This is a genomic window from Paenimyroides aestuarii, from assembly GCF_024628805.1.
GTDB lineage: Bacteria > Bacteroidota > Bacteroidia > Flavobacteriales > Flavobacteriaceae > Flavobacterium > Flavobacterium aestuarii_A.
Genome location: NZ_CP102382.1, coordinates 2,313,309 through 2,337,958, shown reverse-complemented (window position 1 = coordinate 2,337,958; position 24,650 = coordinate 2,313,309). Strand labels below are relative to the sequence as shown.

General features: G+C 33.3%; 20 protein-coding genes, 2 tRNA genes and 1 pseudogene. 12 read left to right on the top strand and 11 right to left on the bottom strand.

Features of this window, described 5'->3' with window-relative positions:
- The first annotated feature begins 17 nt into the window (after window positions 1-17).
- From NPX36_RS11355 to NPX36_RS11340, 4 genes are all read left to right on the top strand, one after another.
- Window positions 18-518 (top strand): glutathione peroxidase, encoded by a 501-nt coding sequence (locus NPX36_RS11355; protein WP_257500746.1) that lies wholly within the window; start codon window positions 18-20, stop codon window positions 516-518.
- 59 nt (window positions 519-577) lie between these two features.
- A complete protein-coding gene (gene menD, locus NPX36_RS11350) occupies window positions 578-2,233 on the top strand; it encodes a 2-succinyl-5-enolpyruvyl-6-hydroxy-3-cyclohexene-1-carboxylic-acid synthase (protein WP_257498823.1) in 1,656 nt (551 codons plus the stop codon).
- A 13-nt stretch (window positions 2,234-2,246) separates the two neighbouring features.
- Complete coding sequence (locus tag NPX36_RS11345; protein ID WP_257498822.1) at window positions 2,247-2,969, top strand: DUF4197 domain-containing protein; 723 nt, start codon at window positions 2,247-2,249, stop codon at window positions 2,967-2,969.
- Window positions 2,970-3,076: 107 nt separating this feature from the next.
- Window positions 3,077-4,246, top strand: a complete 1,170-nt coding sequence (locus tag NPX36_RS11340; protein WP_257498821.1) for a hypothetical protein — start codon at window positions 3,077-3,079, stop codon at window positions 4,244-4,246.
- Between the two features lie 45 nt (window positions 4,247-4,291).
- Here NPX36_RS11340 and NPX36_RS11335 read toward each other — a convergent pair whose 3' ends face one another.
- The 6 genes from NPX36_RS11335 to NPX36_RS11310 all read right to left on the bottom strand — a co-directional run bounded on the left by NPX36_RS11335 (window position 4,292) and on the right by NPX36_RS11310 (window position 11,272).
- On the bottom strand, window positions 4,292-6,802 hold the full coding sequence (locus tag NPX36_RS11335) for an Hsp70 family protein (protein ID WP_257498820.1): 2,511 nt from the start codon (window positions 6,800-6,802) through the stop codon (window positions 4,292-4,294).
- Between the two features lies 1 nt (window position 6,803).
- A complete protein-coding gene (locus NPX36_RS11330; protein WP_257498819.1) occupies window positions 6,804-7,094 on the bottom strand; it encodes a hypothetical protein in 291 nt (96 codons plus the stop codon).
- Between the two features lie 171 nt (window positions 7,095-7,265).
- Window positions 7,266-7,976: a response regulator transcription factor gene (locus tag NPX36_RS11325; RefSeq protein WP_257498818.1), complete on the bottom strand. Its 711-nt coding sequence runs from the start codon at window positions 7,974-7,976 to the stop codon at window positions 7,266-7,268.
- A 24-nt stretch (window positions 7,977-8,000) separates the two neighbouring features.
- Window positions 8,001-9,608: a sensor histidine kinase gene (locus tag NPX36_RS11320; protein ID WP_257498817.1), complete on the bottom strand. Its 1,608-nt coding sequence runs from the start codon at window positions 9,606-9,608 to the stop codon at window positions 8,001-8,003.
- A gap of 80 nt (window positions 9,609-9,688) precedes the next feature.
- Entirely contained in the window at window positions 9,689-10,276 is a 588-nt protein-coding gene (gene coaE / locus NPX36_RS11315; protein WP_257498816.1) for a dephospho-CoA kinase, read from the bottom strand.
- Window positions 10,277-11,272 (bottom strand): glycosyltransferase, encoded by a 996-nt coding sequence (locus tag NPX36_RS11310; protein WP_257498815.1) that lies wholly within the window; start codon window positions 11,270-11,272, stop codon window positions 10,277-10,279.
- 190 nt (window positions 11,273-11,462) lie between these two features.
- On the opposite strand from NPX36_RS11310, the gene NPX36_RS11305 reads away from it, so the two are divergent.
- From NPX36_RS11305 to pepT, 8 genes are all read left to right on the top strand, one after another.
- The gene (locus tag NPX36_RS11305) at window positions 11,463-12,356 is read left to right on the top strand and encodes an IS982 family transposase (protein ID WP_257498814.1); all 894 of its coding nucleotides are present in this window, start codon (window positions 11,463-11,465) and stop codon (window positions 12,354-12,356) included.
- A gap of 143 nt (window positions 12,357-12,499) precedes the next feature.
- Complete coding sequence (gene porX, locus NPX36_RS11300; RefSeq protein ID WP_257498813.1) at window positions 12,500-14,053, top strand: T9SS response regulator signal transducer PorX; 1,554 nt, start codon at window positions 12,500-12,502, stop codon at window positions 14,051-14,053.
- A gap of 3 nt (window positions 14,054-14,056) precedes the next feature.
- Window positions 14,057-14,461 (top strand): tRNA (adenosine(37)-N6)-threonylcarbamoyltransferase complex ATPase subunit type 1 TsaE, encoded by a 405-nt coding sequence (gene tsaE / locus NPX36_RS11295; protein ID WP_257498812.1) that lies wholly within the window; start codon window positions 14,057-14,059, stop codon window positions 14,459-14,461.
- Window positions 14,462-14,464: 3 nt separating this feature from the next.
- On the top strand, window positions 14,465-15,661 hold the full coding sequence (locus tag NPX36_RS11290; RefSeq protein WP_257498811.1) for an alanine dehydrogenase: 1,197 nt from the start codon (window positions 14,465-14,467) through the stop codon (window positions 15,659-15,661).
- A gap of 37 nt (window positions 15,662-15,698) precedes the next feature.
- On the top strand, window positions 15,699-16,079 hold the full coding sequence (locus NPX36_RS11285; protein WP_257498810.1) for a DUF4258 domain-containing protein: 381 nt from the start codon (window positions 15,699-15,701) through the stop codon (window positions 16,077-16,079).
- A 126-nt stretch (window positions 16,080-16,205) separates the two neighbouring features.
- Window positions 16,206-16,290 (top strand) — tRNA-Ser (locus NPX36_RS11280).
- Window positions 16,291-16,302: 12 nt separating this feature from the next.
- Window positions 16,303-16,383 (top strand) — tRNA-Tyr (locus NPX36_RS11275).
- Between the two features lie 115 nt (window positions 16,384-16,498).
- The gene (gene pepT, locus NPX36_RS11270) at window positions 16,499-17,746 is read left to right on the top strand and encodes a peptidase T (protein ID WP_257498809.1); all 1,248 of its coding nucleotides are present in this window, start codon (window positions 16,499-16,501) and stop codon (window positions 17,744-17,746) included.
- A gap of 96 nt (window positions 17,747-17,842) precedes the next feature.
- Here the strand turns inward: pepT and NPX36_RS11265 are convergent, their stop codons facing one another.
- The 5 genes and pseudogenes from NPX36_RS11265 to NPX36_RS11250 form a co-directional block, all read right to left on the bottom strand.
- Entirely contained in the window at window positions 17,843-18,109 is a 267-nt protein-coding gene (locus tag NPX36_RS11265) for a Fic family protein (RefSeq protein ID WP_257498808.1), read from the bottom strand.
- A 98-nt stretch (window positions 18,110-18,207) separates the two neighbouring features.
- A pseudogene (locus NPX36_RS14405) lies at window positions 18,208-18,534 on the bottom strand (SprT-like domain-containing protein); the annotation flags it as partial.
- A gap of 18 nt (window positions 18,535-18,552) precedes the next feature.
- Entirely contained in the window at window positions 18,553-21,690 is a 3,138-nt protein-coding gene (locus tag NPX36_RS11260) for a type I restriction endonuclease subunit R (protein WP_257498807.1), read from the bottom strand.
- An 82-nt stretch (window positions 21,691-21,772) separates the two neighbouring features.
- A complete protein-coding gene (locus tag NPX36_RS11255) occupies window positions 21,773-22,381 on the bottom strand; it encodes a transposase (protein ID WP_257498806.1) in 609 nt (202 codons plus the stop codon).
- A 42-nt stretch (window positions 22,382-22,423) separates the two neighbouring features.
- Entirely contained in the window at window positions 22,424-24,649 is a 2,226-nt protein-coding gene (locus NPX36_RS11250) for an AAA family ATPase (RefSeq protein WP_257498805.1), read from the bottom strand.
- Between the last annotated feature and the right edge of the window lies 1 nt (window position 24,650).

Below are 24,650 nucleotides of genomic sequence, written 5' to 3'. Positions count from 1 at the left end.
CTAATCCTGAACAAATTATGGAACAACAAAAAAGTGTAGAACCAATCTATCAATTTAAAGTTAAAGATATCACTGGAAGCGATTTTAACCTGGCCGATTTAAAAGGAAAAAAGGTGCTTATTGTAAACACAGCATCTAAATGCGGGTTAACGCCACAGTTTGAACAATTAGAAGCCTTGTATCAAAAATATAAAAATCAAAACTTAGTAATTATTGGTTTTCCTACCAACGATTTTATGAGTCAAGATCCGGGAACTAATGAAGAAATTGCAGAATTTTGTAAGTTGAATTACGGAGTTACTTTTCCAATGATGAGTAAAATTGTAGTAAAAGGCGACAACAAAGAACCTTTGTTTGAATATCTTACCACCAAAGCACAGAATGGTTTAGATGATTATGAGGTGGAATGGAATTTTCAAAAGTTTTTGATTAATGAAGACGGTAAACTAGCAAAAGTGATTAGTCCGCGTACTTTGCCAAACGATCAAGAAATAATCAATTGGATTGAAGGAAAATAAGCTTATTCAAGCAAAAAATTTCAGGATAGTTTGTATCTTTGATTAATTAATTTTTAGAAATGAATTATCCTGAAATACCTTTGGCTCAGAGCATTTTGCAACTTTTTAAGGCAAAGGAAATCAAACATATTATTATATCACCAGGTTCTAGAAACGCACCGCTCACAATTGGGTTTACAAACGATTCTTTTTTCACCTGTTACAGCATTGTAGATGAACGCTGTGCTGCTTTTTTTGCTTTAGGAATTGCTCAGCAAACGCTTCAACCTGCTGCCGTTTTGTGCACATCTGGTTCGGCTTTGCTCAATTATTATCCAGCAGTTACCGAGGCTTTTTACAGTCAAATTCCTTTGATTGTTGTTTCGGCAGACCGTCCTACTTCTAAAATCGATATTGGTGACGGACAAACCATTCGCCAACGAAATGTTTTTGAAAATCATTCGCTGTTTAATGCCAATTTATCAGACGAAGCTTCCGTGGCAAACGATGAATTGATTCAAAATGCCATAGCTGCTGCCAAAAATAAAAAAGGTCCGGTGCATATCAATGTTCCTTTTGAAGAACCACTTTATAATTTGATACATGCACCAACTTATCAAGCAACGGTTATTGATATACCGCAAGCTGTGGTGGATTCCTCTGATTTCAAAAAAGTTTTTTCAACCATAGAAAATGCAAATAAAATAGTTGTACTAATTGGGGCTCAAAATCCAAACGCAATTTCAAAAGAACATATTGATTACTTAGCCAATTTACCCAATGTATTGCTTTTAACCGAAAGCAATTCCAATGTGCATCATGCGCGTGTTGTGGCTAATATTGATACTTTGATAACTACTTTTTCTGAAGAACAAATTCAGGATTTCCAACCCGATGTTTTGCTGACTTTTGGAGGAATGATTGTATCAAAACGAATAAAAGCGTTGTTCAGAAAACATCCGCCTGCTTTTCATTGGCATATCGATGAATTAAGAGCTTATGACACTTTTGGTGTTTTAACTGATCATTTGGTAATTGCTCCCAACGATTTTATTGATGAAATGAAGCAGCAAATTAGTGCAAAAAGTTCTTCGTATGCGGATTCCTTCCTACAAACAATGCAAAGAAGAAGAGAAAAGCACAACGAATATGTGGCATCTATTCCTTTTTCTGATTTAAAATCGTTTGGTATTATTTGGAACCATTTACCGCAAAATATACAACTGCAGATAAGCAACAGCGCTGTGATAAGGTATGCCCAATTATTTGAAACACACCAAAGTATAGATGTGTATTGCAACCGCGGCACGAGTGGTATTGATGGATCCACATCAACCGCAATTGGAGCAGCAGTTGCCACACAGCAACCCGTTGTTTTTTTAACGGGTGATATCAGCTTTTTTTACGACAGCAATGCATTATGGAACAATTATATTCCAAAAAATTTTAAAATCATCATCATAAATAATAGTGGTGGTGGCATTTTTAGAATTTTGCCTGGTCATCAAGAAAACAACACTTTTAATACATTTTTCGAAACAGAACATCATTTAACCGCCGAACATTTAGCAAAAATGTATCAATTTGATTATCTTACGGCAAAAAATGAAGAAGAATTAAATATGGCATTGAAATTGCTATTCTCCAACGATTCGCATCCGCAAATTTTAGAAATTTTTACACCTTCTAAGATTAATCGTGATTTGTTGCGAAATTATTTCACAAGTATCTCTTAAATAAAAATTTAGTATGAAAAAAATGATCATTCCAATCGCAGTTGTTTCATTTATGTTGGCAAACTGCTCGGGCTTACAACAAGTTGCTAATCAACTTCCGCAAATCTTAGAAAATGGTTCGCTAGGACAAACCCAAATTGCTGCTGGTTTAAAAGAAGCTTTACAGCAAGGTATAGACAAACAAGTGGTAAACCTTACCAAAACCGATGGTTTTTATAACAATTCATTGGTGCGAATTGGTTTGCCAAGTGAGTTACAAAAAGTAGAAAAAACCTTACGCGATGTGGGCTTGGGCAGCCTTGCAGATGAAGGAATTAAATCGTTGAACAAAGCAGCAAGTAACGCCGTTAAAGAAGCAACACCCATTTTTGTAGATGCCATTACCAGCATGACTATTTCTGATGCTACAAATATTTTAATGGGCAACCGAAATGCAGCTACTCAATATTTGCAAAAAACTACCAAAACATCGCTTTACAACAAATTTAATCCTGTAATTAAATCTTCGTTTACCAAAGTTGGTGCAGATAAAGTATGGAGCAATATCATTACAAAATACAACGCACTACCAATGGTGAAAAAAGTAAATCCCGATTTAACCGATTATGTTACTCAGCAAGCATTAAGCGGCGTTTACACCATGATTGAAAAAGAAGAAGCAAACATTAGAACAAATGTTTCCGCACGTTCCACAAACCTTCTGAAATCGGTTTTTGCCATGCAAGACAAGAAATAATGAAAAGGTCAGTTTAAAGCTGACCTTTTTTTATTTAATTTTAGCACCGGTATAGTAAAGTGCCAAAATTGAATAGAGAAAAAACACGTACTGGAAAATAATAAAACATGACACAGCTTCAGATTATAGAAATTATTAAGCAAACCTTGCCCCAATTTGATGTCAATAATGAAGGTGATTTAATAAAAGCTGAAAAAATTTTAAAAGCCTATCAAAAGACCGATGCCACTCTAAGCCACAACGAGATTGAAGCATTTCTTGATTTCTATAAAAACAATGGAAATAAGTACGAGGAACTGTTACAAGAAAAAAACATACACAAGCTTCTTGCAGATCCAGCGCATCAAATAGTTTTAGCCGATTGCGTCTTTTTTGCTAAATTTAAAGATTTATATGAAGAATTTGCGGTTGATTTTGCAGAACCTATTGCTGATTATATCCAATGGAATGTAAAAAATAATCGTTGGGCAAATCTTAAAAATTTCTATAACAATTACCACCAAATCATCAGTTTTGAAAACAGAGATTTGTTAATTGAAAGTATAACCTCAAAAAACAACCTGATTAGAAGTGTTATTCCTTATCCCGAACGTTATCCGTTGTTGCTGAACGAATATAAATATAGTGTGGATAGAAATTTTTTTGCCATACAATCTGCTATCGATGCCGCCTATTTCAACAGTGAAATTTTAGATATAAATAACGATATTGCCGATTATCAATTCGCACATTTTTCAAGCAAACCTTATTTTGGAAGAATTTTAGTTGCTTTGGGTGCTTTTGATGCTTACACCGATGAACTTAAAAAAATCTTGACTGATAATTCAAAGATTGGGATGAGTTGGGCAAGCAAAAACCTTACAATACCAAAAAAGAAAAAAGTTATTGTTGAAAAAGATTACGGCGTAACTGCCGAGCGAATCATGTTAGCAATATTCTATTTAATTATTGGTTTATTAGGGTACTTTTTATATACAAAAAACATTTACACTTTCTGGACACTTTTGGTTTTTGAAACGCTTCTCTTTATTATTTTAAATAAAAAGTTGAATAATCATTATATATCAAATGGTACAATAAAAGGAAACTTTAATCACAGAAAACTAAAAAAATTCAGTTTTAAATTGCTGATTCTTCAGGTGTATGCATTAATAATTGCGGCAATTTTGGCGTTAGGTGCTGCATTGGTTGGCATAGTCTTTTTATCTGGAGGTGTTGGTATTGGTGGATTTTTAGTTATTTTCTGGATTATTAGAGCAACTATCAAAAAGAATTAGCCATATAAAAGCTAAAAACCCTCATTTAGAGGGTTTTTAGTTGATTTATTTTAAACCTAAACTTCCATTGGTATCTTCGTATGGATCTTTGGGTTTCACTTTTAGCAAATCGTACAACTCATGAATGATAAATTTCACTTCTTTAAAATTGTTGTTTTCCATTGCTTTATCGCCCGAAGCGATTAATTTACTTGCTTTTTTTGCATCTTTGTATTTATCTAAATCTAGATATTTATAATGGTAATATAAGGAACCATACGATTCTTCTTTTTGATAATAAATGTCGGAACACAATTGATCCAACTCTTTAGTTTTTCGTTTAATAAGCGCTTTTTCGTTCGATTCAAGAAAAACTTTTTCGCTTTTAATGATTTTTTGAAATTGTTCTTTTTGACGAGGAGTTGCTTCATCCAACCTGCTTTCCGCTTCGGCTTTTGTATTTTTGTACAAATCAATCTCATAAATCACATCTCGAAAACGCACGATTTGATCGTATGCTTGCAAAGCACGTCTTTTGCGTTCATCCAGCTGAAAAATGCGTTCTGATTGGTCGTCTTCATCCACCTCAACCAAATCAAATTTTATATTGAAAAGTTCGTCTTTTATCTTTTTAAATTTCACTAAAACCGCAATATCTTCCGGATCTGCATCATCAATATCATCCACATAGCTCAATTCGGTTTCAATAGCATCAAGAACCTTATCAATATCTTCATCAAATTTCTTTCTGTTGATATTTTTGGTATGTGGATTAAAAATTTCTTTCTTTTCAAAATCAATCGAACTGATATAAACCGCCACCGAAAGGTCGCGCGATTCACTCATACTGAATTTCAGCTCAATATCCATTCCTTTTAAAAGATTCATCGGAAAATCTTTGGAATTGATTTCAATATAACCAATACTCATATTGCTTGCTGGCAATGTGGCACTTTTTCCTTCTAAAATATTGATGATTAATTTGTCGTTTGCCTCTACACTAAAATTTTTCGATGTGGTTTTATAAACGGTTTTTGTAAGCGGCAGAATATCATTTTTCTTGAAAATTCGCTCTAAATAAGTGTCGCCAAACTGATCATCGACTTCTAAACAAATATCATTGGGCAAAGGTTGCCCCGAAATGTTATAAATTCCGTGGTTAATGGCTATGTTGTTTGCTTCGTAAACCAATTCCTGATTTTGATTGAAAACCGAAACCGTAAACTGATTTTTTTGTTTAGGAAGAACTTTTACAAATTCAGAAAATTTGTTTTTAAAGGTCATTAAACCGGTATCAAATCCTCCATCTTTCCTAATAATTCGATAAAATCCATCAAAATCATCCAAAGCATTACCCACCAAAAGTTCCTCACTATCTTGGGTGTTTACTTCGTAAATCAATTTAAAATCGATTGTATTTTTAGGTAGATTTTCGGTGTTTTCAGTCACAGAATTGTTTATTGTTACAAGCTCGGGGTCTGTTTCTTTTGTTCCGGCAAAATACGCAGCACCAGCCATTACAGCAGTTGTAGGGTCAATTGAATGATCTACCATAATGCCAAAAACCTCCTGCAAATGTTGTCGTATATATGGAATGTATGTGGTGCCGCCCACTAAAATAATGCGTTCTATTTCGTTGGTACTTTTTTGATTGTCTTCTAAAAGTTTTTGTATCAATACAATGGTTTCGTCAACTTTCGGAGCAATTACCTCATTAAATTGCGTTCTAGAAATTTCAAAATCAATGTAATGGTCGCCGTCGTTCCATTCAATTTCGGTATGAATTACTTCTTTCACAGACAATTCTTTTTTCACCTCTTCTGCCTTGTACAGCAATTCGTAATACAATTTTGCATAGAAGTTATTTTCTTTGGTTATTAATTTTTTGAATAAATGCTGTTCCTGCAAAATTTGTTCAATCTTTGGAACAAACAAATGTTCAATCACCAAATGGTCTAGATCTACACCTCCCAAGAAATTATTGCCTTCATGGTCGGTTATTTTTAGTTCGCGTTCGTTAATTTTCACCAAAGCTACATCAAAAGTACCGCCACCAAAATCATATACCAACCAATTTTTTTCTTGCGTTTGATCTTGTTCTTGCGAATTGGCATACGCCAAACAAGCAGCAATGGGTTCTTGCAACAAAACCACTTGTTGAAAACCAGCCAATAACCCGGCTTTTTTTGTAGCATTTGATTGTACCGTATCGAAAGAAGCCGGAATGGTAATCACAATAGCTTGCGGTTTTTCATCGGGCAAAAAACTTTGCAGCTCTTTAAGAATCATTGCCGATAATTCCACCGGGCTTTTTTGCTCCTGTGTATCGGCTATCTGATATAAATGTTCGGTACCCATTTTCCGTTTGAAAGACGAAAACACATCTAAATGAGCCGTTTTTAGAAGCTCTCGGGCTTTGTCGCCAATAAATATTCTGCCTTTCTTGTAAGCAACAATCGAAGGTAATGTATCGCTAAAGCCCACGGGATTTTTGTAAATAGTTACTTTACCGTTTGTGAATTGAGCAATACCCGAATTGGTTGTTCCTAAATCTATTCCGAAATTAATTGTTCCCATATTATTCAGCAATTACAATTCCTTTTTGTAGCAAAACCGTTCCTGTGCCATCATTTTGAAAAATAGCAGGCTTTAAAACTTTAGTAATGATTGGGTTTGCAGCATTTCCAACAATATTAGCTTCTACCGAAGTATCGCGTGCATCGTATTGTTTGCCAATTGGGTTGCTGACTGTGTAGCCCATTTCTTGCAGTTCATGATGAATACGTTCAAAATTTCGTTCAAAAAGGGAAATGTTTTGATCGCTGGATTTTTTTTCGATTTCAAAAATTTGGTTAATAATTTGAAGCATGTTTTATAAGAGTTTTAAAAGTACAATGTAGGTATTTTTTTAAAATTTGACAAATAAATGCGCAATTTAAGATGCCCTTTTTAATGTGGAAAATTTTAGTTGGGGGTGATGGAAATGCCCCAAATAGCAAGAAACTAATTGGGGCATTTTTCATACTTTGAGTTTAATATATTACTCCTTATTTTTAATTACCAATCGGAAACCTTCGCCGTGGATGTTTAAAATCTCTACATTTTCATCGGGCTTTAAGTATTTTCGTAATTTGGCAATGTACACGTCCATACTTCTTGATGTGAAATAATTGTCATCGCGCCATATTTTTGTTAAGGCTACTTCGCGTGGCATTAAATCGTTTTCATAAAGAGCCAACATTTTCAACAATTCATTCTCTTTTGGTGACAATTTGATAGGTTCTTCGTTTTCGAATGTTAAAAAGCGAAGTTTGGAATTCAAATTAAACTTACCGATTTGAAATTCGAATTTAGTATTTTCTGCTTTTACTTCCGATGATTTGCGTTGCATAATTGCTTTAATCTTCATTAGTAAAACTTCAGAATCGAATGGTTTGTTTAAATAATCGTCTGCTCCTACTTTGTATCCTTTCAAAACGTCTTCTTTCATTGTTTTGGCAGTTAAGAAGATAAGCGGAATTTCCTTATTTTTATCTCTAATTTCGCGCGCCAATGTAAAACCGTCTTTATAAGGCATCATTACATCTAGAATGCATAAATCGAAGGTGTCTTTCTTAAATTTTTCGAATCCTTCCATACCGTTTTTGGCAAGAGTTACCTCGAAATCGTTCATTATTAAATAATCTTTTAAAATAGATCCGAAATTTGGATCATCTTCTACTAGTAAGATTTTTTTGTTGTTTGTTTCCATATTTACACTATTTGTTGTTTCGTTTTAATTTATTAATGGTATTTTGATAATAAAGGTGCTGCCTTTTCCTTTTTCGCTTTCCACATACACTTGTGCATTGTGGTCATCTACGATTTGTTTCACATAAGCCAAGCCTAAACCGTGTCCTTTCACATTGTGCAAATCGCCGGTGTGTTCGCGGTAAAACTTATCAAAAATCTTTTTGGTTGCAGCTTTACTCATTCCTGCTCCTTTGTCTTTTATTCGTACGATAATGGTGTCTTTTACATTTTCGGTATAAATATCAATAACTGGGGCATTGGGCGAATATTTAATAGCGTTGTCTAAAATATTTACAAAAACGCTTGTAAAATGTGTTGGGTTTATTAGAACGGTATCTCTTGTGGTGTTGAAATGCGTGTTCAATTCGCCTTCGCGGTCTTCAATCAACAAAGAAACGTGGTCTATAGCAACTTCGAGCACCTCGGTTAATTCTACTTTTTCTTTGGGAATATCTAATTCTTTTTTCTCTAATTTCGATATTCTTAATATGTTTTCAATTTGTGCGTGCATGCGTTTGTTTTCGTCGCGGATCATTTGCACATAGCGCAACACTTTTTCTTCATCGCTTATGATTTTTGGGTTTTTAATGGCATCTAAAGCAAGGTTTATGGTTGCAATAGGTGTTTTAAACTCGTGTGTCATATTGTTGATAAAGTCATTCTTTATCTCTGAAATCTGCCTTTGAGTGATTAATTGTCTAATAGCACTGTAATAGGCCGCAATGATAACAATTGTAAACAATAAGGATATCAGAATGAAAGGCAATAAATCGGATACTAAAAATTTTGATTTCTGCGGAAAACTAATATACAGTTGGTATTTTGATCGATTTTCTAAATCGGTTAAAATAGGCACTGAATAGGTGTTTTTTTCGTTGAAAACAAATTTACCCGATTTCACAGATGTTTCTAATCCGTTATTAAAAACAGCATATTCAAAATTGGTAGTAAGTTTCCTATTTGCGAGCTCTTGCTTCAATAGTGATTGCAACACTTTGTTGTCTAAGCGCTCTTCAATGGGATAGGTGGATACAATATCGTTATAATAAATATCAAAAAACTCTACCACATTCCCTTCTTTTTTAATTACTTCATCGGGTTTGTTTTGCGTATTTAAAGACCTGTGAACACCTGGTTCTAATCCGTCGATAGGTTGTTCTTTTCCTTTATATATTTCTGTTTTGCTACTGCTTATATAATTTTTATAATCTTTTTTTGATCCGCTGGCACTGTCAATGAACTTTTTTCCAAAGTTGAAATCTTTAATATTTTCAACCGATATGATGTTTGAATAAACAATTTCTTGATTGGTTCTGTTGTCTTTTTCGATATAAAATATCTCCTTTATGGCTTTTTTATCTAGTGCTTTTCCTGTTTTTGTTTGATATTCATAAAACTTCTTGTTAAATGCATATCGTTCTTTTTCTTTTACTTTATCGGCCACCTTACCAATGGTTTGATTTACCAAGTGCTGAAATTGAATATCATTGTTTTGATAGCTTGCACTGATCCAATAAAGTTGTATTAAAATGATGCCTAATAAAGCCAAGCTCATTAGCACAATTAAAAACTGAAACCTGTATTTATTCATTATTTTTTTAAACTATACTTCAAATTTAACATTTTAACAATTCAAAAATAGTGCTTTTAACCTAAAGTTAACATTAAAAATCAAATTGTTTTAATTTTTTCTAAAACATCGTCAACACTCTTAAATGTTTCGTTTAAATCGATATTCTCAACAACGAAAGTAGCTAAGAGCGATTTCTCTTCATCAGGTAGTTGGTTTTTTACCCTGTTTAATACTTCTTGTTTTGTAACCTGATCTCTTTTCATAACACGTTGCATACGAATTTCTAAAGGAGCAGTAATTAATATAGTGGCACTACATTCTTTATATGCACCCGATTCAAACAAAACAGCAGTTTCTTTAAAAACAAAAGGCTGGTGCTGATTACGTTCAAGAAAATTTTTAAAATCAATCTTCACTGCCGGATGAACAATCTGGTTCAATTGTTTCAAAAGTTGGGCATCATTGAAAACCAATTTTGCAATTTTGGATCGATCTAAAAAACCATCGTTTTGCAACACATCATTATTGAAAAGTTGTTGTACTTTTTCAATGATTTCGGGCTTTTTCATCACTTCTCTACCCGCGTCATCGGCCACATAAACGGCGTAGCCTTTTGATTGGATATAATTAATCACGGTGGTTTTTCCACTACCAATCCCGCCGGTAACTCCAATAATCTTTGTCATTTATTTAAAAAACATTTCGGGCATTGCTTCAACAGCATCCTCCTTTTTTATATTTAACAGAAAATAACTATACAAAAACCCTGCCCCATATCCAAAAAATTGAATAAAACTTGCAATTATAGTTAAAAAACTTATTTTTAAGCTTTTTGTTGCAACTAAACTTTGCATGAATAATGCCAAAAAATAGAACACATACAATGCAATGAATACATATATTCCTAGAAAAATAGCCAAAACCGAAAAGCAAAACCCAACAATAAACAACGACGGAAACCAATAGGTGATTTTGTTGTATTCAGGATAGCGCTGGTTTAAAATAGGGCGTGCCTTTCCAAATTTATTTACTTGTTTGTAGAATTTTTCCCAATCGATTCTGCGTTTGTGGAAAACATAAGCATTTGTTATTAAAGCAGTTTTAAAATGCAATTTCCACAAGCGTATCGATAAATCGGGATCTTCGCCAGGATGAATTTTTCCAAAACCTTTCGATTCCATAAATGCTTTTTTAGAAATTCCCATATTGAAACTTCGTGGTTGAAACTTACCTAATTTTTCAGATGCTCCGCGAACGCCACCTGTTGTTAAAACCGATGTCATTACTTGGTTAATTGCCTTTTGAACATCAGAAAACGATTCATGTGCAGCATCGGGTCCGCCAAAACAATCTACATAATTGTTAGTGAGATACGCATGCACTTCCGTTAAATAATTGGGTGGAAGAATACAATCTGAATCCAAAATTATGAAATAATCTCCTTTTGCCACTTTCATGCCATAATTGCGCGAATCGCCCGGACCGGAATTATCTTTATAGTGGTAAGCAATGTTTAGTTGATCGCTGTATCTGTTCACCACCTCACGGCAATCAATAGTTGATCCATCTTCCACCACCACCACTTCAAAATAATCGGTATAGGTTTGTTTGGATAAACTGTAAAGCAATTCTTCCATTTCCTCCGGACGGTTGTATATAGGTATTACAAAAGAATAATTCATTTAAAATTTTTAGTTAACCCAGCGGTTTATTGCTGTTGTTTTTATTAATAAGTGGTACAAATGTACCGAAAAACAAAATATTTATAACCTGAGTTCGATTATTATTATTTAGGATAAATATATTGTATAAAAAAAGAAATAGTTGTATATTTAATTATCTGATTGTTAAACATTTAAACAACTATTTCTTATGATTAATTTCGATAAAATTACAGAAATTTTTTGTCTTGTTGATGAATTTTGCCAGCAATTTTTTCCTTTTCTTGAAAAAAACAGTATTGGAAACAAATCTAAAAGACCCCCAATGATGTCACCCAGTGAAATAATAAGTATTATGATTCTTTTTCATTTGAGCGGTTTCAGATGCTTTAAGCACTTTTACATTTTCTATATTCAAAAACATATGCAAGCTGAGTTTCCTAAAACAGTGTCTTACAATAGATTTACAGAGCTTATGCAATCCAACATACTTCCGCTCACAATGTTTTTAAAAACCTGCTGTATGGGCAATTGTACAGGTATTTCATTTGTTGATTCCACTCCAGTAAGGGTTTGTAAAAACAAGCGAATCAAAAACAATAAAGTGTTCAAAGATATAGCTACCGTAGGCAAGTCCACTATGGGGTGGTTCTATGGGTTCAAGCTTCACTTAATTATCAATGAAAAGGGTGAAATTCTAAGCTTTACTATTACACAAGCCAATGTAGATGACCGTGAACCTCTTAAAAATGAAGGATTTCTCAAAGGGATTTTCGGAAAACTCTTTGCAGATAAAGGGTATATCTCTAAAAAAATTGCAGACATATTATTTGTTGATGGTGTTCATCTAATCACACAACTTAAAAACAATATGAAAAACTGTTTAATGACCTTGTCTGACAAAATACTATTGAGAAAACGTTCTGTTATTGAAACAGTTAACGATGAATTGAAAAATATGTGTCAAATTGAACATTCAAGACATAGATCTATAGGAAACTTTCTTACAAACCTTATTTCGGGTCTAATTGCTTATTCATTTTTTCCTAAAAAACCTTCAATACAATATAATGAACTAAAAACAAATCAGTTAACAATGTTCTGATTAATCGAACTCAGGTTTATAACATTTTTGCATTAAATAACCCTTGCAATTTTTAGGTGTTTTTTAAGAAATGGATAGAAGTTTTTTTAGTACATTTAAGCCTTGATACCCTTTTACATTTAAAAGGTTAAAACATTATTGCTATGAACGAAATTAAAATATTATGGGTTGATGACGAAATTGACCTTTTAAAACCACATATACTATTTTTAGAAAAGAAAGGCTACCAAGTAACTACTGCTACCAATGGGCAAGATGCGATTGATTTGTTCGATGAAGACAATTTTGACATTGTTTTTTTAGATGAAAACATGCCGGGAATTACTGGTTTGGAAACTTTGGCAGAACTAAAAGAAAAAAAATCGACCACTCCTATTATAATGATTACAAAGAGTGAAGAAGAATATATAATGGATGAAGCCATTGGTTCTAAAATTGCCGATTATTTGATAAAACCCGTAAATCCCAATCAAATATTATTGAGTTTAAAAAAGAATTTAGACCATTCAAGGTTGGTTTCCGAAAAAACTTCTTTAGATTATCAAAAAGAATTTCGAAAAATTGCGATGGATATGATGCATGCAAATTCGCACCAAGATTGGGCCGATTTGTACAAGCGTTTGATTTTTTGGGAAATGCAATTAGAAAACATTGAAGATCAAAATTTGGCGGAGATTCTAGAACGCCAAAAAGAAGAAGCCAATATTCAGTTTGGTAAATTTGTAGAAAAAAACTACGAAGATTGGATCAATGATGAAGAAACTGCCCCATTATTTTCGCACAAATTATTCGTAAGAAAAGTAGTTCCTGAGCTTCGTGGCGAAGAAAATATCTTATTTATTGTGATTGATAATTTGCGATACGATCAATGGAAAGCATTTGAAGGCATCGTGAACCAACATTATAAAGTATCAAAAGAAGATTATTATTTTTCAATACTACCCACAGCAACTCAATATGCCCGAAACGCCATTTTTTCTGGATTAACGCCCCTAGAAATGGAAAAACAATTGCCACAATATTGGAAAAACGATACAGACGATGGCGGAAAAAATCTTTTTGAAGCCAATTTCCTAGAAGAGCAATTAAAACGTTTGCGCATAAACATTAAACACGAATACCATAAAATCACCAATTTAAAAGACGGCAAAAAATTCGCAGATAATTTTAAATCAATGAAAGACAATAAGTTAATTGCATTGGTTTATAATTTTGTGGATATGATATCGCATGCAAAAACCGAAATGGAAGTTATAAAAGAATTAGCATCAACCGATAAAGCGTATCGTTCGCTTACTCAAAGCTGGTTTAAAAACTCTCCGTTATTAGATATTATTCAACAAGCACAAAACAACGGTTTTAAACTAATTATCACAACCGATCACGGTACCATTAACTGTAAAAATCCGTCGCAAGTGATAGGTGACAAAAACACAAGTTTAAATTTGCGTTATAAAACAGGGAAATCACTAACCTATGAACCAAAAGATGTATATGTGGTGAAAGATCCTAAAAAAGTACAATTACCGGCGATAAATATCAGTAGTTCGTATATCTTTGCTAAAAGCGATTATTTTTTGGCGTATATTAACAACTATAATTATTATGTGAGTTATTTTAAAAATACTTATCAGCACGGAGGAATTTCGCTAGAAGAAATGATTATACCATTTATTACATTAACACCAAAAAAGTAAAAAATGACCATTACCTACTCTATCCAAAATTTAGATGAAGTGGCGAAGAAGTTAATCAATAGCAGCACGCACAAAACATGGCTTTTTGAAGCACAAATGGGTGCAGGAAAAACCACGTTGATCAAAGCACTTGCAAAAAATTTGGGTGTAAACGATATGGCAAACAGTCCTACTTTTTCAATTGTAAACGAATATTTCGGAGATCAAGGCAAGGTTTTTCATTTTGATTTGTATCGATTAAAAAATCAAGAAGAAGCTTATGATATGGGATTAGATGAATATTTTACTGAAAATGTGTGGTGTTTTGTAGAATGGCCCGAAATGGCTATGGATGTAATACCCGATGAAACCCACAAAGTTTCGATCAGAATAATAAATGAACACACACGCGAATTAAATTTTGAATAATTTATGGATACAATGAGCCCTTTTTCAAAATCGCAATTAATTCCTCAAGAGGAAAAACTGGAAATCCGTAAAAAACGCGGACAACTTTTTATTGGCATTCCCAAAGAAGATTTTAAAATTGAAAAAAGGGTGTGCCTTACACCCGAATCGGTAAATATGCTTGTAAAAGCCGGACACAAAGTATTGATTGAAGCAGGTGCGGGTGTAGAAGCTAGTTATGACGATAAAAAGTACAGCGAAGCAGGTGCTGTAATTACCCACGACAAAGAAAAAGTTTTCGGCTGCCCTATTCTATTAAAAGTAGAACCACCTACAATAGAAGAAATACGGCTCATGAAACCCAAAACCTATCTGTTTTCAGCCATACAATTAAAAACGCAAACAAAGGAATATTTCGCAGCACTCGAAAAAAAGAAAATTACTGCTTTGTGTTATGAATTCATCAAAGACCGCTACAACGCTTATCCGTTTTTAGATGCAATAAGCCAAATTGCCGGAATTGCTTCAATTCAAATTGCTGCCGATTATATGTGCAGAATGAATGGTGGCAAAGGATTGCTTTTTGGCAATGTAGCCGGTGTGCCTCCAACAGAAGTTGTTATTCTTGGGGCAGGTTTGGTGGCAGAATCGGCCATACGAACAGCATTGGCTTTAGGCGTAAACGTGAAAGTGTTTGACAATAATATTCACAAATTAAAACGTTTACAAAAAACACTACCCACACAAGTCTTCACATCAACCATACAAGAAAAAGTACTTTCAAAAGCGCTTATGCGTTGCGATGTGGCCATTGGCGCCGTAAAAGGTTGCAACCGCTCCCCTATTTTGGTAACAGAAGAAATGGTGCAACGCATGAAACCAGGTGCTGTGATTATAGATGTTTGCATAGACAATGGTGGTTGTTTTGAAACATCGGAAGTAACCACACACGAAAAACCAACTATCACAAAATATGGCGTGATTCATTATGGAGTGCCCAATATCACAGCAAAATATTCTAAAACAGCCTCTTTGGCTATAAGCAACATTATATCGCCCTATTTGCTTGATTTAAGTGAAAACGGTTCTATAGATGATGCGGTGAGCTACGACAACACCATTCGTTCGGGAATTTATATGTACAAAGGAATTTTGGTTAACGAAGCAATAGGCAAATGGTTTCACTTAAATTATAAAGACATTAATTTAATAGTGCTTTAAATGAGAATAGTTGTACTTTTGGCAAAATTATTTTAATATGAAATTTTCACAGCGTTTCGCTTACTATTTATTAGGACTTTTAATTGGCGGTATCATTGTATTCTATTTTTTCGATGCAAAAGATACGGAGTTTTGCTACCTACCCAATTGTAGGGTTTTAAAAGATTTACGTTCAAAACCATTAACAATTTCTGATAAAGCACAAACAAGTTTCGACCAATCGGTGGTAGATATGAACGATATTAAAATGTGCTTAACCCACGGTGATGTAGATTTTGACAGAAGCAACATTGCCGAGCAAAATGGTAAATTATACGTTATTGAAGGACAAAATGCTCAAAAAGAACCTATTACTGTAGAAATGATCAATTACAGCGACAAAGTGCTTATTAAAGACGTTTATCCCACAAAAAAATAATTTTGTTTTTTTATTTCTGAAAATGAAACAGTTATAAAAAAAATAAAAAAAAACACACAAAAGCCCTTGCAGAATAGGAAATTCCCTCTATATTTGCATCACAATTAACGAAGGAAACAACGTTAAGGAGAAATGGCAGAGTGGTCGAATGCGGCAGTCTTGAAAACTGTTGACTGTAACAGGTCCGGGGGTTCGAATCCCTCTTTCTCCGCAAAAATGGTCTGGGGAGATACTCAAGCGGCCAACGAGGACGGACTGTAAATCCGTTGGGAAACCTTCGCAGGTTCGAATCCTGCTCTCCCCACAAAAAAGCTTAACATATTGTTAGGCTTTTTTTGTTTTATCTACCTTAAATAAACTGCATTACACTTCTTTTAATTGTTCCTTTTTAATATTTTTGTAAAACTTAAATTTTAAAAATGGAAAATAAACAACATATTATTGACCGATTTGTAAGTTACGTGACCGTAGATACAGAATCGGATCCAAATTCAGAAACTACACCATCAACCAAAAAACAATGGGATTTAGCCAACCAATTAGTGGAAGAGCTGAAACAGATTGGTATGGAAGATGTAACGATTGATGAAAACGCATACATCATGGCAACATTGCCAAGTAACGTATCGCACGATGTGCCAACAATTGGTTTTGTTTCGCATTTTGATACATCGCCCGATTTTACTGGTGCAAATGTAAAACCCCAAATTGTACATAACTACGACGGTGGTGATATTGTATTAAACAAGGAAGAAAACATTATTCTATCCCCAAATTATTTTGATGACTTGTTGCAATATAAAGGGCAAACACTAATAACAACAGACGGAACAACGTTGTTAGGTGCAGATGACAAAGCAGGTATTTGTGAGATTGTATCCGCTATGGAATATCTGATCCAGCACCCAGAGATTAAACATGGCAAAATCCGAATTGGCTTTACACCCGATGAAGAAATTGGCCGAGGAGCCCATAAATTCGATGTAGCAAAATTTGCAGCTGATTGGGCATACACCATGGACGGAAGCCAAATTGGTGAATTAGAATACGAAAATTTTAATGCTGCAGGTGTAAAATTAATCTTTAAAGGAAAAAGTGTACACCCAGGATATGCAAAAGGAAAAATGATTAATTCTATGCTTTTGGCAAATAAATTCATATCTAAATTACCAAGCAAAGAAGTGCCAGAAAAAACTACCGGTTATGAGGGCTTCTTTCATGTAAACGATATTCATGGATCAATCGAAGAAACAGAAGTGCACATGATTATTCGCGACCACAGTATGAAAAAATTTAAAAAGCGTAAAAAGTTAATCCGCGAAATGGTAAACAAATTCAACAAAAAATACGCTGAGAAATTTGGTGATAAAATCGTTGAATGTGAAATTAAAGACCAGTATTATAATATGAAAGAAAAGGTTGAACCTGTGATGCATATTGTTGATATTGCTGAGCAAGCGATGAAAGAATTAAATATAAAACCAATTATAAAACCAATTCGTGGTGGTACGGATGGCTCACAGCTTTCGTATATGGGATTACCTTGTCCAAATATTTTTGCAGGCGGACACAACTTTCACGGAAAGTACGAGTATGTTCCAGTTGAAAGTATCATGAAAGCTACACAAGTTATTGTAAAAATTGCCGAAATCACCGCTAAAAGATAATTCTTTTTAAATAAAAATTAGTTCTAAAATCAACACTCGATTTATTAGACAAAATTAAACACTTGCAAAAGTATTTTTGCAGGTGTTTTTTTTGATTTATAGGTTTATGCTGAACATGTTTTTGTCAATTTTGACTGCAAATAAGCGTATTCTATCCTCTGTATGAAGTGTTACAGATTGCGATTGCAAAAGTCCGTTTAATGACGCTGAAATAATTTCCAACATAAACTCTATAAATGGTGTTGAATTTCCTTTTTTATCGTATTCAAATAATTTGTTGTAATGGTCATCTTGTTTTTGCTTGATGAGTGATTCCACAACTAATTTTAATAAGGCATCGGTAATCTGATAAGGTGATTTCATCCGCTACTTACTATTTTTTTAATATTGTTTGATGCAATCTCATAAACTCGATTTCATTTATTATAGTATCATTTGATAGTATCAAAAGTATGAGAAAACTAATAAGCCACAGGTAAATCGTTTAGTTCTCTCTTGTAGGTCTTCCAGTTAGGCATAAACCTGCTTAAAAGAGCCTTAAAATTATCATTGTGATTGCGTTCTATAAAATGTATTAACTCGTGAACAATCACATACTCTAAACAATGCCTTGGCTTTTTAGCAAGTTCAAGGTTTAATAGTGTTTTTCTTTTTTCAATAATACAAGAACCCCATTTAGTCCGCATCTTTTTTACATCCCAAGAATTGCAATTTTGTCCAGTTTTATCTTCCCAAAACTCTAAAATTTCTGGAACAATATTTTTGAGGTGGTTTCTGTACCACTCATTGAAAACTTTTTTTCATATCTACCTATTCTTCTTAAAATTCTCTGCTTGTTCAAGTACATTTTTATATACATCTTCTTGTGTAATGGGTGGATAACCAAACTCGTGTAGTTTGATGATGATGTCCATTTTGAGTTGCGCTTTAATGTCGTCCCGATCACTCCAATCGGGATATTTAGCGTTGTTATCTACAATCTTTTTGATTTCTCGGGCAAGTTCCAGCATTTTGTCTTTCTCAAATTCAAAACCATATTGTTTGCAGATCATATCCAAAATATCATAAAAGGCTTTTTCTTCGTAATCAATCCCTAAATCTTGGAAAGAATCCATTTCTATTCGTAGTTTTATGATGAGATTCAGCATTTGCTCGGCGGTATCAAACTGGATGCCTTCATAATCTAAGATATCGCCTTCGCTGCGTTCGTTATATCGGTTAATGATCGATTGTAATCGTTCGGAAAAATCTTGTCCTTTTACTTTGTTTACTTTTTTAAAATCGTTGATTGCCTGCTTCAACAAGCGTTCTAATATTTTGATTTTTGTATTGGGTAATTCTAAATTAGCTATTTTCTCGATGAATTTATCATTGAACAAATCAATGGCATTGGCTTTATTGTCATCTAATTTAAAAATCTCTTCGACTCCTTCTGAAATAATGGCTTCTTCTACCAACTTAGCAACTTTAAGGTTCATCTGAGCTGTATCGGGTGCTTCGCCTTTTGTTAGTTTCACCACAATTGATTTTACGGCAAAGTAAAAATGAATTTCATCTACTTCTTTTTCTGTAAACAATTCTGAACCGCTGACTAAATTGTAGGAAGATTTTAACTTTTTGGTTAGGTTCACAAAAAACTTTTCTGATTCTTCGGTTTGTAATACAAATTCCGAAGCGCTGTTTAAACAGTTTAAACGCTGAATAGGCGAGCCTTCGAAATAATCTTTTGTATCAAAGCGATGAAAAAATTTGCCTAATAAATCCAATTGGTCTCTAACCAATATTTCCGCCTGCGAAATATCTTCAAAATCATCATCGGCAGTTTGGCTATTAAACATACTTAGGGCATGATTCAGATTCTTTTTGATGCCGATATAATCAACTACCAAACCACGATCTTTTCCTTGGTATTTACGATTTACACGCGAAATAGTCTGTATTAAATTATGCGTTTGTAAAGGTTTGTCAATATAAATCGTATCTAAAAAAGGAACATCAAAACCTGTTAACCACATATCCACCACAATGGCAATTTTAAAATTAGAGTTGATTTGCTTAAACTGTCGATCCAGTTCTTTGCGATCTTCTTTACTACCTAATAAATCCCACAATTCCTTTTCATCATCTTTATTACGTGTCATAATCAACTTTACACGCTCTATAGGCTTGATTTCCTTTTGTTCTTTTTCGGTTAAACCTTCAGGAAGCATCATTTCACCCCACTGAGGTCGTAAAGCTAAAATCTCTTTAAATAATTTGTAAGCGATACCACGAGATGCACAAACAAACATTACTTTGCCGGCTACCGTTGCGTTTTCTTCCAAACGATTTTCATAATGTTCCACAAAATCTTTCGCAATAGCTTTTATACGGTCACCATCGCCTAAAACGACTTCCATTTTGGCAATGGCTTTTTGACTGGCTTCTACATGATATTCCGAAGCGCCTTCTGCCACTGCATTTTCATAATATTGTTCAATTTCCTGAACTTTATTGTAATCTAAATTCACTTTTGCAGCCCGACCTTCATACACCAAACGAACCGTAATTTCATCATTTACCGATTCAAACATCGTATATTGATCTACCACGTCACCAAATACTTCCAACGTTTTATCAATTGGTGTTCCGGTAAAACCTACATAGGTTGCATTGGGTAAAGAATCGTGCAGGTATTTGGCAAAACCATACGATTTCGTGACACCTTTCTCTTCGTCAATTTTTACTTTCAAATCTAAATTGACTTGGGAACGATGGGCTTCATCTGAAATACAAATGATATTGGTTCTATCGGATAAAATTTCGGCGTCTTCCGCAAACTTTTGCACCGTTGTTAAATACACACCGCCACTTTCAATTCCTCGTAGACGATCTCTTAAATCAGCTCTTGATTCAATATTGACGATGTTTTCATCGCCAATAAATTTTTTGGCATTGGTAAAATCCTTTGATAATTGGTCATCTAAATCGGTACGATCTGAAATGATGATGATGGTTGGACTTGCAAAATCGGTTGAACGCATTAATAACCTCGAAAGATATAACATGGTATAACTTTTACCACAGCCTGTTGCGCCAAAATACGTTCCACCCTTACCATCACCTTCCGGTTTGCGGTGTTTTAAAATATTTTGATATAATTTATTCGATGCGTAATATTGCGGATAACGTGTCAGAATTTTAAGTTCGCTTTTTGAAGTATCCGGAAATAAAACAAAATGGTGAATAATATCCACCAGTCGTCTTTGGTTCAACATTCCGTGAACAATTGAAGTTGTGGTGTCAATTCCTGTCAACGCTTTTTTCTCATCGCCTGTAATTTTATTCCAACCATAAAAGAATTCGTAAGGAGAAAATACCGTTCCTGCTTTGTTGTTTACCCCATCACTAATTACACAAAACACATTGTATTTCATCAGTTCCGGAATAGCCCTGCGGTAACGAACTGTTAATTGTTTAAAAGCATCGTAAATGGTAATTTCCTCCTCAATAGCGGTTTTAAACTCAAACACCACTACTGGAATGCCATTGATGTACAAAATTAAATCGGGAATACGCAATTCCGAACCTTGAATTTCTAATTGATTGACAATTTTAAACGAGTTTTGTTTGATATTTTCTATATCGATATACCGAATATGTACATCTTTTTTTGACGGATCGTTTCGTTTAAATACCAAACCATCTGCCAATAATTTACAAATGTATTTGTTAGATTCATATAAATTAGAAGCCGATTGAAAAGCAATTTCATTGATGATACTTTCCAGTTCAATCTCTTCTAAATCGGAATATCGACCCAACAAAAAAGCACGTAAATCATCATTTATTAAGACTTCTTGATTGGAAGGTCTAACCAATTCTTTTCCGTTGATATATTGATAACCTTCTGTTTCCAAAAGGCTAATAAAAGCTTGTTCTAATTGAGATTCGGTGTATTTCATTTTTTTTAATTAATTGGGGCGAATCGTTGGGGCGAATCGTTGGGGCGAATTGCAATTCGCCCCAACTACGAAATTATTATATTCAATAAAATTTATCATCGTTCCAGCGTTTCGGATTATTTCTAATATAGTCAGAAATTCTTTCGTAAGCCTGTTCGCTTCTGATAATATGCTCATAATAATTCCTTTGCCAAATCTTAAAATCTAATTCTTTTATCTTTTCTGTTGGGGCGATTGGGGCGAATTGCAATTCGCCCGTACTGTTTATTTTTTCGCTCGTTCTTCCTGAAGATTTTTCGCCTATATTTAAAATATAATCTTTTATTTTTTTTATCGTTGCTATTTTATATCCTCTGATAATTGCTCCCACCGTTTGTGATGGCGATTGAAATTTCCCAATCTCATTATTTCCTTTTTGAAATTTTATTTCTATGATTGAATGAAAATGATTAGGCATCACGACAAATTCGTGCAACAAAACATTATCTCTAATTGCACTTGTATTTCGCCACTCTTTTTGTGCTATTTCTCCATAACTGTTCAATATCATTTCTCCGCTTACAACCTTCCCAAACAAATGCGCTCTATCCTGACAACAAATCGTGATAAAATACAATCCTTCCTGGCTATAATCATAACCTTGTAAACGTATCGAACGGCGATGGTGTTTTTGGGGATTGTAGTTTGGCATTTTTATTTTTCTAATCGGAAGCTAATTAATTCAAAATAGGATTTAATAAATATCTTCATTTTCTTCAATACCCATCATCATATTATAGTGACCAATATTATGAGTATAAAGAAATATTTCCTTAAACACTTTTAAATATGTTTCTATAGATTGATCTGGCAGCTCAACGTATAAATCATCTGGTAATGTATGCGATCCCTCGTTTATCCAACTTAACAATGATCTGAAAATTTCCTTTTCTTGCGGATTAGGGAATTTTGACAACAATGTCTCATCTCTTTTGTTTCCTAAAATACTAAAGTAATTTTCGATTACTCTTCTCATTGCATTTTGAACAGTAATACCTGAATTCTTTTCGTAATCCTTTATTTCATTCCACAATAATTCATAAGAAGAAGAAATTGGATTTTTGTCTAAGTATGAATACGATTTAGTAACGGAGTTTACTTTTCGAAGTATATAATATTGATTTTTCTCTCCCTTACCTCTATTAATACCTTCGAAGGATGCTTCTTTATGAAAATAAATATTATGGGTTAAGAGAATCACTTGTTTAATACTACCAATATCGTTTCGTACTTCTTTTAATATTTCTTTAATTAATGTACTTACGACAAATAAAACATTACTATCTAAACTTGATATTGGATCATCGATTACCAAAATACGGTCATCATTTACTGTATTTTCATCAAGTCCTCCTTTCGCAAGTTGTAAGTAATAAAGGAAAGTAATAAAAGTAATTTCACCCTCGCTTAAAGTTGTTTCTGCTATTTCGCCATCTTCTCTCTGTATTTGATAAAAGCCATCTTCAGTTGCGGGTACAATTTTAAAATTTAAAAATCCGTATGCCTTTAAAAGTTTGTTTATTTCATCTACTGTTGGTTGAATACTTGTAACGTTTTTGCTAAGCTTTGTAATTTCACTTTTTAGTGCTTTATATGCTTCTAACTTTAAAGTCCTATTTGCTTCTAATTTTGATATTCCGCTATCAAGTCCAGTAATATTTGAATTATACTTTGTAATATCAACCCTAAATTCCTCAACTAGAAATTTCCATATCTCCTGAATTAACTTGTTTTTCTCTGAAATAAAATTCTCTACTATTTCATTGTGTTTTTTAATTTCTTGATTTGCAGTATCAATCAGTTTTTTAATTAAATCTAATTGCTCTTTAAGCGAAACAAGTTCTATTTTACGACTAGGTTCTTTTATTTTACTATTTAGAAGTTCATTATTAGTAGTATTTTGACTAATTAACGTTTTTAGGTATGCGGAAAATTTATTAATGTCCAACTTAGAGCCTTTTAGATTCTTATGCTCTGTTTCAATAGAATTCAGTTCATTAATAATGTTTTCATTACTGTTATTATATTCTTGCTTTAAGTCTTTTATCTTTTTTAAATCATTTACATACACTTCATCAAAGAAACTTTCTAACTGATTCCTAAAATCTTCTGTTATTGTCTGTTGCTGACAGAATGGACAAGTTTCATCTTCCTCTATATAATTTCTACCTTCATTTACCCAATCATTGATATTTAACTTCTGAATTAATTTAGCTATATCTACATCTGCTTTTCCAACTATTATTTTATTCCAAATTGAGTCCTTTTCAATAAATAAAATATTTTCATAACTAAAATCATTAATTGGTATTATTTTTTGAGGAACTTCTCCAAATATAGTTTTTGCTTTTTCTCTTAATAATTCTATACTTTCTAAATTGGCAGTATTGCTTGAAAATTCTTTTAAAAATCTAGTTTTAAATAATTCTCCAGATTTCATTGAACCTACAAAAGCATCTTTAAATTCTTTCTCGTACTTTTTGTATATTTTTTTCCAGCATTCCTCAGTGAATTCTTTTTCTACTTTGTTTTTTTTGTCAATCTGAACTTTAAGGGTATCCTTTATTTTTGTACCTTCATCTTTTAACTTCTTTAATTCTTCTTGTTTTTCTTCTATTACTTTTATTTCATCTGTGGTTGCTTGTCCCAAAGTAAAGATTCCATTTATATTTCCTTTCCCGAAATTATGTTCTCTAAAGGCTTTATTATACACTAAAGTCGTAATGGGTTGCTCATCTTTCCACGAGACTTTACAATTCATAAATTTTGGATTAGCAGATTCTTGTAAAAAATTTGACAAAGTAGTTTTCCCACATCCGTTTGTTCCGTATAAGAAATTTACTTTTTTTAAATTATCAATTAATACTCCATCTGTTGGGTCGTAAGTAGCAACTCCTTTTAAAGTAATCGAATTAATCATA

What these genes read in the sequence shown, in the direction of transcription:
- NPX36_RS11285 (WP_257498810.1), top strand. Translation starts at nt 15,699, where the DNA reads ATGAAATTTTCACAGCGTTTCGCTTACTATTTATTAGGACTTTTAATT.
- NPX36_RS11340 (WP_257498821.1), top strand. Translation starts at nt 3,077, where the DNA reads ATGACACAGCTTCAGATTATAGAAATTATTAAGCAAACCTTGCCCCAA.
- NPX36_RS11310 (WP_257498815.1), bottom strand. Translation starts at nt 11,272, where the DNA reads ATGAATTATTCTTTTGTAATACCTATATACAACCGTCCGGAGGAAATG.
- coaE (WP_257498816.1), bottom strand. Translation starts at nt 10,276, where the DNA reads ATGACAAAGATTATTGGAGTTACCGGCGGGATTGGTAGTGGAAAAACC.
- porX (WP_257498813.1), top strand. Translation starts at nt 12,500, where the DNA reads ATGAACGAAATTAAAATATTATGGGTTGATGACGAAATTGACCTTTTA.
- NPX36_RS11320 (WP_257498817.1), bottom strand. Translation starts at nt 9,608, where the DNA reads ATGAATAAATACAGGTTTCAGTTTTTAATTGTGCTAATGAGCTTGGCT.
- tsaE (WP_257498812.1), top strand. Translation starts at nt 14,057, where the DNA reads ATGACCATTACCTACTCTATCCAAAATTTAGATGAAGTGGCGAAGAAG.
- NPX36_RS11290 (WP_257498811.1), top strand. Translation starts at nt 14,465, where the DNA reads ATGGATACAATGAGCCCTTTTTCAAAATCGCAATTAATTCCTCAAGAG.
- NPX36_RS11260 (WP_257498807.1), bottom strand. Translation starts at nt 21,690, where the DNA reads ATGAAATACACCGAATCTCAATTAGAACAAGCTTTTATTAGCCTTTTG.
- NPX36_RS11335 (WP_257498820.1), bottom strand. Translation starts at nt 6,802, where the DNA reads ATGGGAACAATTAATTTCGGAATAGATTTAGGAACAACCAATTCGGGT.
- NPX36_RS11250 (WP_257498805.1), bottom strand. Translation starts at nt 24,649, where the DNA reads ATGATTAATTCGATTACTTTAAAAGGAGTTGCTACTTACGACCCAACA.
- NPX36_RS11345 (WP_257498822.1), top strand. Translation starts at nt 2,247, where the DNA reads ATGAAAAAAATGATCATTCCAATCGCAGTTGTTTCATTTATGTTGGCA.
- NPX36_RS11355 (WP_257500746.1), top strand. Translation starts at nt 18, where the DNA reads ATGGAACAACAAAAAAGTGTAGAACCAATCTATCAATTTAAAGTTAAA.
- NPX36_RS11265 (WP_257498808.1), bottom strand. Translation starts at nt 18,109, where the DNA reads ATGAAATCACCTTATCAGATTACCGATGCCTTATTAAAATTAGTTGTG.
- NPX36_RS11330 (WP_257498819.1), bottom strand. Translation starts at nt 7,094, where the DNA reads ATGCTTCAAATTATTAACCAAATTTTTGAAATCGAAAAAAAATCCAGC.
- NPX36_RS11325 (WP_257498818.1), bottom strand. Translation starts at nt 7,976, where the DNA reads ATGGAAACAAACAACAAAAAAATCTTACTAGTAGAAGATGATCCAAAT.
- NPX36_RS11255 (WP_257498806.1), bottom strand. Translation starts at nt 22,381, where the DNA reads ATGCCAAACTACAATCCCCAAAAACACCATCGCCGTTCGATACGTTTA.
- menD (WP_257498823.1), top strand. Translation starts at nt 578, where the DNA reads ATGAATTATCCTGAAATACCTTTGGCTCAGAGCATTTTGCAACTTTTT.
- NPX36_RS11305 (WP_257498814.1), top strand. Translation starts at nt 11,463, where the DNA reads ATGATTAATTTCGATAAAATTACAGAAATTTTTTGTCTTGTTGATGAA.
- pepT (WP_257498809.1), top strand. Translation starts at nt 16,499, where the DNA reads ATGGAAAATAAACAACATATTATTGACCGATTTGTAAGTTACGTGACC.